Origin of the sequence: Enterovibrio paralichthyis, assembly GCF_019209835.1 — a bacterium.
In the GTDB taxonomy this organism is placed as follows: Bacteria; Pseudomonadota; Gammaproteobacteria; order Enterobacterales; family Vibrionaceae; genus Enterovibrio; species Enterovibrio paralichthyis.
In genome coordinates this window covers 1-15004 of sequence record NZ_JAHUTS010000002.1, presented here as the reverse complement: position 1 = coordinate 15004, position 15004 = coordinate 1, and the positions used below count along the sequence as shown (strand labels likewise).

Here is a 15004-nt window from a genome sequence, read left to right as displayed (position 1 = left end):
CTTAACCAAACCAAGATTTGTGCCAGCTCATAGCAGGCATAATGTTGTTATTAAAATTCAATATGTTGTGACTATCTTTGGCTTCGTACACCTTATAAATGGCGCTATTGCTGAAAGATAGCGGAGGAAAATCTGGCAGCATTTTGCCGCCTGTTGTGACCTCTTGGCGGATGTTGCCACAGGGATAAAAAAGGAAAAAGCCAGCAATCATGCTGGCTTTCTTTTTTTAGGGAATTTTGACTCCCTGCTGACACAGGGTGTAAAACATACCGATTCGCTAAACGGCGTCGATAGCGTTCTTAATCCGTTTGTCCGATATCGGATATGGCGTCCCAAGCTGCTGGGCGAAGTAGCTCACGCGAAGCTCCTCTACCATCCAACGGATTTCTTTTACCGACTCTGGCACGCGCTGTCCTTTCGGGATCTTATTCAGCAACTCTTTGTAGTCCTTTGTCACCGCTTCAATCTTCAGCATGTGCAGGCGGTCTTTATTAGGATCTATCGGCAGTTTTTCCAGACGGCGCTCTACGGCGTTGAGGTAACGCTGAATATCCGGCAGACGCTTCCAGCCACACTCGGTCGCAAAGCCTTTGAAGATCAGCCCTTCGATCTGCGCCTTGATGTCAGACAGCGCAAACGCCATGGTGAAGTCAATTTTGCCCTTGAGCTTCTTGTTGATGTTGAACGCCGTTGTCAGGATTTGTTCTACCTGCTTGGCGATGTCCACCACGGTATCGCCCAGTTCAGCACGTACATACTCTTTCAGTGCTTCAAACTCTTCCGGTTGCCATTTCAGGCCGCCTTGGGATTCAACCAGCTTATCGACGCCACAGGCGATACAGTCATCAATCAAATCCAGCACGCGACCATAAGGGTTGAAGTACAGACCCAGTTTGGATTTATTCGGCAAATTATCGTGAAGATACTTAATCGGTGACGGCACATTCAGAAGGATCAAACGGCGTTGACCTTGCTTCATCGCTTGATGTTGCTCTTCTTCTGTTTCGTACAGCTTGATACCGACGGAATCTTTGTTATCCACGATCGCCGGGAAGGCTTTTACTTCAAAGCCACCGCGTTTTTGCTGGTACATCTTCGGCAGTGTGCCAAAGCTCCAGGTCGTCAACCCCTGCTGTTCGATATCGTCGTCGGCAACCTGAGACAGCGTCTCCTGTACCTTCTCTTTCAAGCCGTCTTTCAGCTCATACAAATCGTAGCTTTCATTGAGCTTGCGGTTTTTATGGTCTACCGCGCGAAAAGTGATTTTCAGGTGCTCAGGCAACTGATCCAACTGCCAGCTTTCACGCAGCACCGTAACGCCTGTCATGCGCTTCAGCTCTTTTTCCAGTGCATCCAGTAGTGGCGCTTCCATCGGCGTTACACGCTGCAGGAAAGCCGTGGCATAGTTTGGCGCGGGCACAAAGTTACGTCGTAACGTCTTAGGTAGCGATTTGATCAATGCAACAACCAGTTCATGACGCAGACCCGGAATTTGCCAATCGAAACCTTCCGGTTCAACCTGGTTCAATACCGGCAACGGGATATGTACTGTCACTCCATCATGGTCTTCGCCCGGCTCAAACTGGTAGCTGAGTTTCAGCTTCAGGTTGCCCTGATGCCAGAAGTTAGGGTAATCCAGCTCGGTAACATGGCTCGCGTCACCCGCCAGCAGCATGGCCTTCTCGAAGTTCAGCTTTTCAGGTTCATCACGGCTGACCTTTTTCCACCAACTGTCGAAGTGACGACCGGAAACCACAGTATGGTCGATACGTTGGTCATAGAATTCATACAGGGTATCGTCGTCCACCAGAATATCGCGGCGGCGTGATTTCTTCTCAAGCTCTTCCACTTCCGCCAGCATTTTGCGGTTTTGGTGGAAGAATTTGTGTTTGGTTTCCCAATCCCCTTCCACCAGCGCGGAGCGGATAAAGATCTCACGGCTTACCACGCCATCGATGTTGCCGTAGTTCACCTTACGCTTCGGCACGATTGGAATGCCGTACAACATCACTTTTTCAAATGCGAACACCGCCGCCTGTTTTTTCTCCCAGTGCGGTTCAGAGTAGCTGCGTTTGATGAGATGTTTGGCTAAAGGCTCAACCCATTCTGGCTGGATCTTGGCGGCAACACGTCCCCAAAGTTTGGAGGTTTCCACTAGCTCAGCCACCATCACCCACTTCGGTTGCTTCTTGAAGATGCCGGATGCCGGGAAGATATTGAACCGGGCATTGCGCGCACCCTGATATTCATTCTTCTCCTGATCTTTCAGGCCGATATGGGAAAGCAGACCCGCCAGCAGAGCCATGTGTACGGATTGATAATCTGCAGGCTCTTGATTGATCTTAAAGCCCAATTCGTTGACGACCTGACGGATTTGGTAATGCACATCCTGCCATTCGCGCACACGCAGGTAGTTGAGGTAATCCTTCTTACACTGTTTGCGGAACTGGTTGCCGGAAAGTTCCTTCTGCTGCTCTTTGATGTATTCCCAAAGGTTTACATAAGCGAGGAAATCCGACTCTTTGTCGTTAAAACGGCGGTGTTTCTCATCAGACTGCTGCTGTTTGTCTGAAGGGCGTTCACGCGGATCCTGAATCGACAGTGCTGAAGCAATCACCATCACTTCATGCAAGGCGCCGAGGCGCGCAGCTTCCAGTACCATACGTGCCAGACGCGGGTCGATTGGCAGACGCGCCAATGCACGGCCAGTGTCGGTTAAGCGCTTTGGATCGTCGCGATCTTTACCCTCTTTCAGTGCACCCAACTCTTCCAGAAGACGGACACCATCAGAGATGTTGCGGCTGTCAGGTGGCTGTACAAACGGGAACGCGGAAATGTCGCCCAGACCAATCGCCGTCATTTGCAGGATAACGGACGCCAGGTTGGTACGCAGGATTTCTGGATCGGTAAATTCCGGACGCGACAGGAAATCCTCTTCCGAGTACAGGCGGATACAGATACCGTCAGAGACACGACCACAACGGCCTTTACGCTGGTTGGCACTCGCCTGAGAGACAGGCTCAATTGGCAGGCGCTGCACCTTGGTGCGGTAGCTGTAACGGGAAATACGCGCCGTACCTGGGTCAATCACGTATTTGATGCCAGGTACTGTCAGCGAGGTTTCTGCCACGTTGGTCGCCAGTACAATGCGGCGGCCACCGTGGGATTGGAATACACGGTTTTGTTCGGCAGACGACAAGCGCGCGTATAGCGGCAAGATTTCGCAATCACGCAGATTGCGTTTATTCAACGCATCTGCGGTATCACGAATTTCACGCTCACCGTTCATGAAGATCAGGATATCGCCCGGCCCTTCATCATGCAGTTCATCGACAGCATCGAAAATCGCCTGAAGCTGATCGCGGTCGGTATCTTCGCTGTCTTCCACCAACGGACGGTAACGCACTTCCACCGGGTAAGTTCGGCCAGACACTTCAATGATTGGCGCGCCACGGAAGTGGTTAGAAAAACGCTCAGGGTCGATGGTTGCTGAGGTGATGATCAACTTCAGATCAGGACGCTTCGGCAATAATTGCTTGAGGTAACCCAGAATAAAGTCGATGTTCAGGCTGCGCTCGTGCGCCTCATCGATGATGATACAGTCATATTGGTTCAGGTAGCGGTCGTGCTGGATTTCAGCCAGCAGGATACCGTCGGTCATCAGCTTGACGCGGGATTCTTCCGACACCTGATCGTTGAAACGAACTTTGTAACCGACAGTTTTACCCAGTTCAGTTTCGAGTTCTTCAGCAATGCGGGTTGCAACAGAACGTGCTGCCAGTCGGCGTGGTTGGGTATGGCCGATAACACCGGCGACGCCCAAGCCCAGTTCCATACAGATTTTTGGCAGCTGAGTGGTTTTACCTGAACCGGTTTCACCGGCAACAATGACCACTTGATTGTTGGCAATGGCCTCTGCGATGTCGTCTTTTTTCTGGCTGACAGGCAGTTGTTCCGGGAAGGTAATGGTTGGCGTACTCGCCTGACGCTGCATACGCACCTGCATCGACTTGGCGATGTCGAGTGCGATTTCATCGAAGACAGCCTGACGGGCATCGTCTTTCTTGATGCGTTGTGCGCCCTTAATGCGCTTGCTGAGACGGAATTTGTCTTTCAGCATGCAGTCATCAAGCGCCTTGAATAGCGTTTTAGCGTTATTTTGATGGATTGAAGCGGTCAAATCGTTATCCAGAGAAATGCTATTTGTGAAGAAAATCCATTCACGGTACGTTGGTCGGCGTTTTATCGCTCAGTACCGTCAGAAAAATTGCGACGATTCTACCATTCATTGGCGGTTGCCGTAATAAGAACCCGTTAAATCCCAAGTATCAGCCAGATAGAACAATGTGATTATCATCACATTGGGCTTATGCTATACTCCGCGCCCAAGTCAATCACAGTGGTCGATTACCATGAGCATGAAACAAGAACTACAACAATTGAAAAACCGTCTGAACAAAAGCCAAGTAAAACTGGATGCCGCTAAGACGCGTGGTGACGACGTGATGGTGACTAAGTTCACCGACGACATCGAAGATTTGAACAAGAAAATCAGCCAACTCAGCCACAAGCAAAACTTTGAGCTGAACAAAGAGCGCAAGAGCTTGCTTGATATGCCTTTTTCCCGCGAAATCACCAAGCAAGAACAAGCGGACATGGGTAAGCTGAAAAAATCCGTTCGTGGCCTTGTTGTTGTTCACCCACTGACCAAACTGGGTAAAGAACTGAAACTGGAAGTGGTTACCGGTTTCGCGCCAAAAGCATTCTGATCGACCGCTTTGCCCTTGCGCCATTCGCACGAATGGCGCCCGGCTTCAACCGTTAGTCCGATTCAGTCTATCTTGAATCAAACTGCCCCTCCGAGGCTGCACCTCTGTAATTTCCGTATAACACCTCTTTGCTACACGGTAACTGCTGAACCCCACTCGCTATTTTCTTCGAACGCTCTCGCCTAAACCCCGCAGACAACGCACAAGAAAGGCTATGTTGCGCCTGCTCTGCCACAGGTGATTTCAGCGCTTTCAATCTCGTCCAGCGTAAAACCGTGCAGAATTGGCTCAATACATATCTATCGTGTACCAAACGAGACGGTGATCTGAGGAAATATCTTTACCATCGCCATAGTTGCCTACCCTGTCATCGTTCATCAACAAGCGTCCCGGCTCCCCGGTTGCGGGCCAAAAAACGCCTGAAGATTCCACCTCCAGGGAAACTGAAGGAAAGGCATAGTCAACACGCAAGCCAAACGTACTGGTTACCCGCTCTGGGTATAGAACATTGTTTGCCGCTTCCAATGCGCCGTTACTGGTTGGTGTGAAGCCTCCTGTTGTTGCTGACTGGTTTACGCGGGGATTTTCCAGCAGCATTGCTATGGTTTCTCTAAACCCGTCACCCGCTTCCGGATCGGCGTTGAGATCACCCATAACGATAAAGTGCGCTTTTTTCTTCAGGCCACCCTTTTTGCCTTTATCGTCGTACAGGAATTTTCCGCCGTTAATGTAATCAATCCAGAACTGGATTTCGTCGCGATTTCTTAGCTTGTTGTTCTGGGTGACAGTGTCAAACACCGGTGGCGTAGGATGTGAAAGTAAAAGATGAACCACTTCTTTACCAAACGGCGTAGGCACAACCACAGGAACATCAACATGGTTTTTCGATGACAGACGCATTGCTTCCCATTCCACGTCTGTGTACCAGTTATCGCCGCAGTTTAAACCTGCAGGGATCGGATTATTCGCATCGTCACAGTTAGTGATTGTTGGATTGGTCGCTGTTGGCAGGTCTTTCCATTTGAAGTTTTGGAAGGTACGAACCTTGCGCGTTTTAATATCAAACCTGGACATCAGGCCAAAGGCATATTGTCCGTGATAAAAGCCAAAGCCCCACGCATCGCCCGGCAGCTGCCCAGCTATGCCGTTGTTGTCCAAATCCAATCCGCTGTTTAAGCCAGTATTAGTGGAGAAAGTTTCCATCACGGGGTAAACAATCGGTTTTTGCCAGTCACCGCCATCAATGCTGTTCAAGCTTTGTCTGTGCGACAGGTAATTGCGTTGGAACCCTCGCATTGCGGATAGATCGTCGCCATTGCCGTCATTATTGAACTCCGCCATCATCAGAATATCCGGTCTGACATGCTGAATAATCGCAGCCACGTTGCGGATTTGAATCACCTTCTCCGCTTTTTCTCTGTCTTCTGCGTCCATTGCATCCTTGTTGCCGACATAAGCTGCAACCAATGCATCCTGCTCACTGCGAGACGTCGCCATTTCATCCTGCAATTGCTCAAAACTCGGCCTGTCAAAAGAGAGATTGAATGAAGCAACGGTAATTTTTTCGTTTTGACATCCCATCAAGCCCACAGCGATAAGTAACATCAACACCCACTTGAAGCCTTTCATATATCCACCTTTTCAGACAAAAAGAGATTTCGATAATAACCGATGCGCTTGACGAACGGGTTAACCACATATTAAAGGAATAAGAACCGCCAACAATTTAGACATGTCGCCGACATGCGACTGAATTTCTTAATTTAAGAGCAACTGCTTTAGTTTCAAAGTTACATATAAAAATAAACTGATTGACACAATGTACTTCTGGCTAACTTTTACACTTATTTACCGTCATGCTCATTAAATTCTGAGCAAGGTGAAATAACATTAGGAGTTTATGATGAATACAGTAAATGGAATTCAGTTCGACAGCATCAAGTACGGCTCAGATTTGGATGAAAATCTGGCAGGAACAAACGGCGATGATTTTATTAATGGAATGGACGGTAAAGACACCATCGTTGCATTTGGTGGCGACGACCTGATCTTGGGAGATGACATTCCCCTTTCCGATTATCTGGACGTCAGCAATGAAGTTTTCCTGGACACTGCCAGCACACTTTATGAATCATTGAAAGCGCGCGATCTTACTTGGTTAACATCTGAAGATATCCAATTGGCGGCATTTAATATCCAACAATTCGTGATTAATAACCCTTCTTTCTTTAATGAAATAGCCACCATTGGTGACAATGATTTTATTGTTGGCGGCTCGGGTGCTGACACAATAATGGGTGGTGCCGGAGATGACTTTCTTGGTGGCGGTCAAGGTGACGATGTGCTGGTAGGCGTTGCTGGAAACAACGATTTGCTTGGCGGAACAGGCAGTGACATATTGATTGGTGGCATTGGCAATGACCGCTTGTTTGGCGGCGATGATAGTGACTACCTTGTCGGGACAAGTGGTGACGACTTTTATATTGGTGGTGCCGGCCAAGACTACTTTGTTTTTACTTCTCTCTTTGAAGGTGTGAGCAGTAATGATCGCATTGTCGATTTTGTACAAGAATTAGACAAAATAGTACTTTTCAATGTTGCAGACAATTTTGAACAACTGGATATACAACAAGTTGGGATCACCGTTGTGCTTACCGTATCAGAAACTCACACTATTACTTTCAACAACTCTAATATTAATGATTTTTCAGAACAGGACTTCATATTCAACAACTTCTAATTAAGAACAATCTTATTTATCTGGCGATATATTAGTAAGGAAGATTACCCTTACAATAATCGTTAAATAGTAATTTTCGCGTTAGACTTTTGGATAATGTCTTTAGTCTGGTACAGAAATTAATTTTAAATAAGGTTTAATTACCCTTGTCATTTAGACAAGTTTGACATCATCCTTTCGGTTTCTTTAACGCGGTCGTCAAAGAAACTGGTTAGCGCGCACTTGTGGCGCGCATTTCTTTTTACTGAAATCATCGAACATACGCTAACCATTTGATCTAACACTGTTCTCATTTTTAAATGTTTCATCTCTCGCCTGTTTCGCTCATACTTCAGTGCAATGAATACTGATGTGAGAACGTGTCTATGCTGTCAAAACTGGCATCCATCCTAAAAGAAGCTTTTACTGATGAAGGGGGAAGCGTTGCCGCCAACGAATTGCTCTATCACCGTGCGATGGCAGGTTTGTTGTGTGAAGTAGCAGGTGCAGATCATCAAGTTGATGCGCGGGAAGAATCAGCGAAAGTAAACATGCTGATGTCACTGCTGGAGATCGACGAGACTGAAGCTACTCAACTGGTTGATTCAGCCAAAGCCGATGCCAAGAAATCAGTGTCACTTTATGACTACACCGATAAGCTTCGCCAGCTCGATCAACCGCAACGCTATGCGCTGATTAAAGCCATGTGGCAAGTTGCCTATGCTGATGGTGTGCTAGATCCGCTTGAAGACTCCGTAATCCGGAAAACGGCAGAGCTCCTTTACCTCGACCATGCTTTGTTTATTAAAGCCAAACTGGCCGCGCAAAACGACTGAATTTTACCGGCGGAATGACTCAAAACGTGGGGAAGTGAGACTTGCATTGTTGAGTCGTTACGTCTGCTTCGGAACCGTTCCGGTAGCAACTAGTAAACTGAATTTGCTGATTTTTATCCCGACGTTGAGACGCAAGAACCATACGTTTCATAGGACGGATAAATGTCATCCGTTGCACTCCCGTTCAGGGAAACATAATCGAACTCCCCTGGTGTATTTGGCGAGGAAGTAAAATAGCGTTGGTATGTTGGCCAGCCATAACCTGTAAACATGTTCCCCAAATCGGAAAACAGCCCTGAAATCTGGGTTAGGTCTGGCATTGTCCAGTCGCTGCGACCTGCAAATTCAATGTCACGTAAGGTTTTGCACAGGCTCTCTATCTGAAACCAGTTAAGGCGCACAAAAACCCCCGTCGGCCCATTTGTCCCTGACTCGTAGTAAATAGCCAGGATGGGTTTTACATTCAGTGCCTCCGCTGCGGCCTTACTCGGCGCACTGGTATACCAATTCCCAAACGAGTCCTGTGCTACCTTCAGGCACGCTCCCGTAGCATTTGTGGCGTCGACATCATTGACTGCTGTCGAGTAAGCATCGCCATAGGCGTGCCCACAAACAACGGAAGATACAACGGTCATTGCGGCAGTATTGCTCTCTACGCCATTCAATATTGCGCTAACGGCGACGCTACCAGCACCGTTTAATGTCGCTAACCCTGAACTATTGATATCTGCTACCGCGACATCAGAGCTTTGCCACTCAACTTCATCCGTCACATCATCTTCAGAGCCATCACTAAAACGCGCCACCGCAGTAAACGGCTGGTTTTTATAGGCAGTCACGGTTTGTGGTGACACCTGCACACTTATCAGTGAAACTGGAGCGCTGTTGTCAACTGCTGGTGCGGTTGTGAAGGTAGTTTTGTCGAAGTGGCACCCACCCAAACTCACTAAAAGCAAGATTAACGTTGGGATTCTGTACTGCATGCTTCACACTCCACTACTCTGTTTTTGTATGTTTAAGCGCTAACTTGATGTCGAAGTCGAAACGCATGAACCATAGGCTGGGAAGTTTGGGTAAGGTGTATTGGTTGAACCGTCCCTCAATGACACATCCACAAACGTTCCGGCACCACCTGATGTAGACGAAAAATAGTAGGCATAAACAGGCCAGCCATACCCAGTGAACAAATTACCCAATTCGCTGAAAAGGCCAGACAACTGTGTTTGCGATGGCATTGTCCAATCCGAACGTCCTGCAAACCCAAGGGTGTTTAAGCGTTGACACCAGAGATCAATCTCCCCCCAAGTGAACCGCATAAAAAAACCTGTTGGGCCGGAAACACCAGACTCGTAGTGGTTTGAAGTCAGTGGTTGGAACCCCAGGTAAGCTGCGGCATCGGCACTGGGTGCACTGGTAAACCAATTGCCACTACTATCCTTTATCAGCTTTATACAGGCTCCAGCAGCATTTGATGGGTCTGCATCACCCACAGCTGTCGAGAACGCATTACCAATAATGTGTCCACAAACAGCGGAATCCACAACGGTCAACGTCACAGCACGGCTTTGTACCCCGTCTTTGGAAGCAACTACGCTAATGTTCCCGGTTGTGTAAGGCTCCACCGTTCCTGATGCATTTACATCTGCAACCGTGTTGTCAGAAACACGCCAATTGACGCTATCGGTTAAATCCGCTTCAGAACTGTCATCAAATCGACCAGTGGCTTTCAGTTGTACAGGGGCGTATATCGTAGAATCAGAAGGCGTGATTTCCAAAAATGTCAGCACTTTTGCCGGTGCTTTTGCTGGACTCACAATGATGGTTTCGTCGCGGCAGGCATTGACCAAAAAGATGACTAGGCAGACCACAAGACGTTTCGCGTTTATCATCACATTCCCTCCTAAACGCTAAGCCGGCGGTGAAATACAGGAAATGTAATTGTCTTGATTGAGAGTAAAGTCAAAACTGGTGCCATCGTACAGCGCAACGCCTTTGATATTGCCGCCTGTCACCGAGTTTGAATTGTAGTAATAAAAGCTTGGCCATCCATAGTTGGTATAGAGATCTCCTAAGTCTGAGTAGAGTCCTGTTAACTCAGCCGATGTGGGAATTGCCCAGTCATCGCGACCGGCAAATTCAATTTCCTGAAGGCGTGAACACCAATCTTTGGATTCAAACCAATTGAACCTGAAAAAAAAGCCTGGTGGCCCCCATGAACCGTTTTCGTAGCCGCCTCCGTCCGGATAGTAATAGCTGAGTGCATGCATAACAGAAAAGCTGGGAGAGCTGGTAAACCAGTTGCCATTGGCGTCTTGCGCCAATTTGATACAGGCACCACCGGCGACAGTCATATCATTGTTGTTTAGAGCCGTGGTATAAGCTGAACCAAAAGTGTGGCCACACACAATGGATCCAACAACACTCAGGGTTGCCCCTTCGCTCGTCACGCCGCCCAATGAAGCTTGAATGGAAACTTCACCGGCACTTTTTAACTGGGCGTTTCCGGTATTGTCCACAGTCACAATAGTGTCGTCTGACGATACCCAGGCAACTAGCGACGTAATATCACTTTCAGAGCCGTCACTATAACGACCAGTTGCCTTAAAGGTTTGTCCTGTGTATGTCGTTGATACACTTGGAGAGATGCTGATGAAAGTGAGTTGGGGGGTGTTTTGTGCAGGATCGGCTGATAAATATTGGGTTGTTGTTTCATTACAACCTGACATAACAACGGCTGATGTGAGAGGTATCCAGGAGAGGTACCACTGCATAAAGACTTATCCCTATGTCATTCTTCTAATAATTCATACCTTTATTAATTATTAGGATATAAGGATATAAAATGCGAATTAGAACTCGTTACTGTGTCAATATCAGCGTATGACCTTCGATCTCAACCTTGCGCAGTTGTGCGCCGTACACTTTTTCAAGCGTAACGACATCCATAATATCTTTTGGCTTACCTTGGGATACACAATGACCGTTTTTGAGCAAAATAACCTTGTCGGCATCTGACAACGTGCGGTTGAGGTCGTGATTAGACATGACCACGGCAATTCCTCTATCAGCCAGCATCCGAACCATCTTGTACATCGCGCTTTGCTGAGCAATATCCAGGGCTGTTGCAGGTTCATCGAGGATAAGTAACCGTCCATCTGGATTGATATCTGGCCAAATCTGCAAACACACGCCCGCAAGACGGACACGTTGCCACTCTCCACCGGACAACTGATCAGTATTACGGTTCAGCTTGTCAGCGATCGCCAACGTGTCACAGACTGTAGCGACCGCATTCTCAACGGCAGCAAGGTCTGCACCTTTCAGCGCAGAGAGACTCAATGAAAGATATTGATATACGCCAATAGCAAATGCCGGTTTTTGCTGCTGACTGAGATACGCGCGTTGGCGAGCCAAAGACTGGCTATCGATATTTTGGATATCTTCCCCATCGATACACACCCTTCCCTGCCCTTCCACTAGCCCTGAAAGCAATTCCAGCAATGTGCTCTTTCCGCTGCCATTCGGCCCAAGCAGGTGCACAATTTCGCCAGCGCTTACTTCAAAGCTCATTGGCAACAGGCGCGTCCCCAACGCAATATTTTTCGCCGTGATCATACGCGCCTCATCAACATCCAGATAAACAAAGGTGCGCCGATAGTTGTCGTCACTGCACCAACAGGAAGCTCGGCGGCATCAATAGCCAGGCGGCCAATCGTATCAGCAAGTAGCAAAAGTACTGCGCCGGCGATAGCTGAAAGCGGGATCAGGTATCGGTTATCAGTCCCAAGCCACAACCTCAGGAAGTGAGGTACAACCAGGCCAACAAACCCAATCACGCCAGACATAGCAACAGATGCACCAACAAGCACACTGATCATTAAGATGAGTTGCCAACGCAGTGCCTGTGTATCCAACCCCAGTTGTCTGGCCTGCGTTTCTCCCAACATCATCAGATCCAGCTTTTTCCCCTGAAAGCAGAGCCAAATCAGAGCCGGAGTGACAATAAATGCCAGTGAGAGTTGAGGCCAGTGAACGCCGGATAAACTTCCCATCAACCAATACATAAGCTGGCGGAGATTTAAATCAGAGCTGAAATAAAACGCCCAGGTCACCATAGCACCGGACAAAATGCCAAGGGCGACACCTATCAACAACAGACGCGCCGTGGACATGGTTCGCTTGCGGGCGAGAAAAACCAAAATAGCGGTAAATGCCAGAGCGCCAATGAGTGCTGCCGCCATCAGTCCATAAGGGCTGGCCAGCGCAGGGAAAAGAAACATGACGATAACCAAGGCCAAGCTGGCTCCGCCTGAAATCCCCAGCACACCGGGCTCTGCCAGAGGGTTACCCAACAACACCTGGAGCACACCACCTGAGACAGCCAATGAGGCGCCTATAAGGATGGCGGCAATCATGCGGGGCAAACGCAATTCGACAAGCAATTGTTGCTGCAGCGGTGAATCACCGAAGAAAGGAAAAAACCAAATTTCACCGGCTGATAAGGAGAGCAATGCACTCAGCACAAGAAACGCTAACGCGATGATATTGGCAATATGCCAGCGCCGCTCACGGCGCTGTACGAGAAGATTTAACTGCATGGATTCAGGGTGTAATTCGCAATAGCCGCAACCATACAGATAACCTTAGGAAATGAAAAGTGTTAGCACGGCACAAAAGGCCCAGGATCCTTGTCTTTATTGGCGCAAAGGGGCTGATTCATGTCGGGTTCAAATGGCTGCACTAACAACGCGGCTCTTTGTCCAATCGCGACTTTAGAGTTGGGAAAAACCACCGCTTCGCCGCCAGGCAATGCTCGATAAACCACGCTATTTTCTACCGCCAGCTCTTCACCTTCAGCAAAGTAAGTGAAATTGGCTGCATTGTCAGGAAATGCCAATTTAAACGCGGTATCGGTCTTGGTGATCGTTCTGGTAACCCGATAGATGGAAAACGGCTTGTTGAGTGAAGGTGCAGGCAACACGGCTCCGGTAACCAGCGATACCAGTGCGTCTCTGAGCGGGGAAAACTCCGCCATGTTGTTTTGGTACAGCGGCGCTACCCTGCCCATTTCAAAGGTTGCAGCCTGTGCACCAAAATTCTCTGCGCTGAACCAACTAAAGGTTGATGATGGCGTTCTGCTTATCAACATCGCGTCCATGTGCGACGCCTTCAGAAAAGCGACTAAGGGTCGGATATCCGTTCCTTTGGTCGAAACCGGGATTACCCCAAACATATAACGCTTTGAGTCACGTATGGCACTGTGAAGGTCGAAGTGCCAACGCTGACCTTTTGCAGCCTGGAAAAAGGTTTCCACATAAGCTTGCAAGCGGTTGGCGAGCCCACATTCTGTGTTTCTTTCCGGATTTTTTTGTGCAAACAGACGGTTTAGGTTTTCTTCAATAAAGCGTGTGTGGGCATGAATCGCGGCTGGGTGCGCAATAATAAATAGCACGCGCTGCGTTGGAACCAATTCTTCATTTATTACCGCATTGACCAGATCATCAACCAGTTCAATTGGTGCCGTTTCATCACCGTGGATCCCCGATGATATAACCACTGAGTCTTTGGCCGCGTGTGGAACAATTTCAACGACACCGATATCGCGATGATACAGTTCAATACCGTTTTGCAATTTCACACTGTATGGAGAAAAATCGGCAGGAGGATATAGTGTGTGCTTCAGAAACCCGCAGGAGAGTTGACTATCCATTTCCAGCATTCCTTATTATTCTTTCGTATCTCGGGCTTCACTATACAAAGCCAACAAGTCGATAACAATTGATTTGCTGGGAAATTTGGCGTTGAAACGTGGATAACAGGCAATAAAAAACCGTGACACTTGGTCACGGTTTCTTGGAAGACTCGTCAGACGATTAGTTGTCGACTTTGGCTTTTTCAACGCGAGCTTTCAGCTTTTGTCCCGGACGGAACGTAACTACGCGACGCGCCGTGATTGGAATATCTTCACCCGTTTTTGGGTTACGGCCAGGACGTTCATTCTTGTCGCGAAGGTCAAAGTTTCCAAAACCAGACAACTTAACTTGTTCGCCACTTTCCAGCGCTTTACGAACTTCTTCGAAAAACGCTTCGACAGTGTCCTTGGCGTCCCGCTTGCTCATCCCGACATTTTCAAACAGGTTCTCAGCCAAATCGGCCTTGGTGAGCGCCATAGGTCTTTCCCTCAAGAAATGTTGAACACAAATGTGATACACCGTATCTACACCATGGATTGCATACTAGGGAAAACGTTACTTGCTCCATCGTCGGGCAACCTATTCCCCTAGCGGCAACTTACCAACAGTGTAAGCCAACTGGCTGATTTGCGCCAACTTTTTTCCATATCATTATTTAGAACAATGCTCTGTTTATGAGCTTTCCATGCGGCGTTCATGCATAAAAAGTGAGACAGTAATTTTATGGTTTTCTCATTAGATGATGTTTTTACTCAATTTTTAACCGATGAATTGCTGCAACTTGTTAACACTTTGATAAAACGCCGATTTATCAAAACGATACGTGTTAGAACTTTTAGACATAAAAAAAGCAGCCAAAAGGCTAATGCCGATCAGTTAAGAGATAAATGATCGGTTGAACGATCCAACAGATGGCTTATAAAGGCTCTAAGTCCCCATACTTAGAGCCTTTTATTTTGCAATTGACCACAGCCCTTACCCTCGCGA

13 protein-coding genes are annotated in these 15004 nt (G+C 48.0%); 3 read left to right on the top strand and 10 right to left on the bottom strand.

What is annotated here, in order from left to right; genetic code table 11:
* Window position 1: 1 nt before the first annotated feature.
* Complete coding sequence (locus KU854_RS02375; RefSeq protein ID WP_218356893.1) at window positions 2–211, bottom strand: hypothetical protein; 210 nt, start codon at window positions 209–211, stop codon at window positions 2–4.
* A gap of 66 nt (window positions 212–277) precedes the next feature.
* Window positions 278–4180 (bottom strand): ATP-dependent RNA helicase HrpA, encoded by a 3903-nt coding sequence (gene hrpA / locus KU854_RS02370; RefSeq protein WP_218356892.1) that lies wholly within the window; start codon window positions 4178–4180, stop codon window positions 278–280.
* A gap of 232 nt (window positions 4181–4412) precedes the next feature.
* Between hrpA and KU854_RS02365 the strand changes: the two genes are divergently transcribed.
* Complete coding sequence (locus KU854_RS02365; protein WP_054778347.1) at window positions 4413–4769, top strand: YibL family ribosome-associated protein; 357 nt, start codon at window positions 4413–4415, stop codon at window positions 4767–4769.
* A 288-nt stretch (window positions 4770–5057) separates the two neighbouring features.
* On the opposite strand, the gene KU854_RS02360 is transcribed toward KU854_RS02365, so the two are convergent.
* Window positions 5058–6398 carry an endonuclease/exonuclease/phosphatase family protein gene (locus tag KU854_RS02360; protein WP_218356891.1) on the bottom strand — a complete coding sequence of 447 codons (1341 nt, stop codon included), beginning with the start codon at window positions 6396–6398 and terminating at the stop codon, window positions 5058–5060.
* A 274-nt stretch (window positions 6399–6672) separates the two neighbouring features.
* Here KU854_RS02360 and KU854_RS02355 point away from each other — a divergent pair, with 274 nt between their 5' ends.
* Together KU854_RS02355 and KU854_RS02350 are read left to right on the top strand one after the other, a co-directional pair.
* Window positions 6673–7509, top strand: coding sequence for a calcium-binding protein (locus KU854_RS02355; RefSeq protein WP_218356890.1), 837 nt, complete (start codon window positions 6673–6675; stop codon window positions 7507–7509).
* 365 nt (window positions 7510–7874) lie between these two features.
* A complete protein-coding gene (locus KU854_RS02350; protein ID WP_218356889.1) occupies window positions 7875–8324 on the top strand; it encodes a tellurite resistance TerB family protein in 450 nt (149 codons plus the stop codon).
* A gap of 113 nt (window positions 8325–8437) precedes the next feature.
* On the opposite strand, the gene KU854_RS02345 is transcribed toward KU854_RS02350, so the two are convergent.
* From KU854_RS02345 to ihfA, 7 genes are all read right to left on the bottom strand, one after another.
* Window positions 8438–9307 carry an Ig-like domain-containing protein gene (locus KU854_RS02345; protein WP_218356888.1) on the bottom strand — a complete coding sequence of 290 codons (870 nt, stop codon included), beginning with the start codon at window positions 9305–9307 and terminating at the stop codon, window positions 8438–8440.
* Window positions 9308–9346: 39 nt separating this feature from the next.
* Entirely contained in the window at window positions 9347–10213 is an 867-nt protein-coding gene (locus tag KU854_RS02340) for an Ig-like domain-containing protein (protein WP_218356887.1), read from the bottom strand.
* 18 nt (window positions 10214–10231) lie between these two features.
* Window positions 10232–11095: an Ig-like domain-containing protein gene (locus KU854_RS02335; protein ID WP_218356886.1), complete on the bottom strand. Its 864-nt coding sequence runs from the start codon at window positions 11093–11095 to the stop codon at window positions 10232–10234.
* An 88-nt stretch (window positions 11096–11183) separates the two neighbouring features.
* Window positions 11184–11939 (bottom strand): vitamin B12 ABC transporter ATP-binding protein BtuD, encoded by a 756-nt coding sequence (gene btuD, locus KU854_RS02330; protein ID WP_218356885.1) that lies wholly within the window; start codon window positions 11937–11939, stop codon window positions 11184–11186.
* Window positions 11936–12922 carry a vitamin B12 ABC transporter permease BtuC gene (gene btuC, locus KU854_RS02325; protein WP_218356884.1) on the bottom strand — a complete coding sequence of 329 codons (987 nt, stop codon included), beginning with the start codon at window positions 12920–12922 and terminating at the stop codon, window positions 11936–11938. The genes btuD and btuC overlap by 4 nt, the downstream gene beginning before the upstream one ends.
* Window positions 12923–12984: 62 nt before the next feature.
* Window positions 12985–14034 carry a succinylglutamate desuccinylase gene (locus tag KU854_RS02320; protein WP_218356883.1) on the bottom strand — a complete coding sequence of 350 codons (1050 nt, stop codon included), beginning with the start codon at window positions 14032–14034 and terminating at the stop codon, window positions 12985–12987.
* Window positions 14035–14197: 163 nt separating this feature from the next.
* Window positions 14198–14494: an integration host factor subunit alpha gene (gene ihfA / locus KU854_RS02315; RefSeq protein ID WP_054778342.1), complete on the bottom strand. Its 297-nt coding sequence runs from the start codon at window positions 14492–14494 to the stop codon at window positions 14198–14200.
* Window positions 14495–15004 lie beyond the last annotated feature (510 nt).

Coding starts and splice junctions, on each gene's coding strand:
- KU854_RS02375 (WP_218356893.1), bottom strand. CDS start 211: ATGATTGCTGGCTTTTTCCTTTTTTATCCCTGTGGCAACATCCGCCAA.
- KU854_RS02365 (WP_054778347.1), top strand. CDS start 4,413: ATGAGCATGAAACAAGAACTACAACAATTGAAAAACCGTCTGAACAAA.
- KU854_RS02360 (WP_218356891.1), bottom strand. CDS start 6,398: ATGAAAGGCTTCAAGTGGGTGTTGATGTTACTTATCGCTGTGGGCTTG.
- KU854_RS02355 (WP_218356890.1), top strand. CDS start 6,673: ATGAATACAGTAAATGGAATTCAGTTCGACAGCATCAAGTACGGCTCA.
- KU854_RS02350 (WP_218356889.1), top strand. CDS start 7,875: ATGCTGTCAAAACTGGCATCCATCCTAAAAGAAGCTTTTACTGATGAA.
- KU854_RS02345 (WP_218356888.1), bottom strand. CDS start 9,307: ATGCAGTACAGAATCCCAACGTTAATCTTGCTTTTAGTGAGTTTGGGT.
- KU854_RS02340 (WP_218356887.1), bottom strand. CDS start 10,213: ATGATAAACGCGAAACGTCTTGTGGTCTGCCTAGTCATCTTTTTGGTC.
- KU854_RS02335 (WP_218356886.1), bottom strand. CDS start 11,095: ATGCAGTGGTACCTCTCCTGGATACCTCTCACATCAGCCGTTGTTATG.
- btuD (WP_218356885.1), bottom strand. CDS start 11,939: ATGATCACGGCGAAAAATATTGCGTTGGGGACGCGCCTGTTGCCAATG.
- btuC (WP_218356884.1), bottom strand. CDS start 12,922: ATGCAGTTAAATCTTCTCGTACAGCGCCGTGAGCGGCGCTGGCATATT.
- KU854_RS02320 (WP_218356883.1), bottom strand. CDS start 14,034: ATGGATAGTCAACTCTCCTGCGGGTTTCTGAAGCACACACTATATCCT.
- ihfA (WP_054778342.1), bottom strand. CDS start 14,494: ATGGCGCTCACCAAGGCCGATTTGGCTGAGAACCTGTTTGAAAATGTC.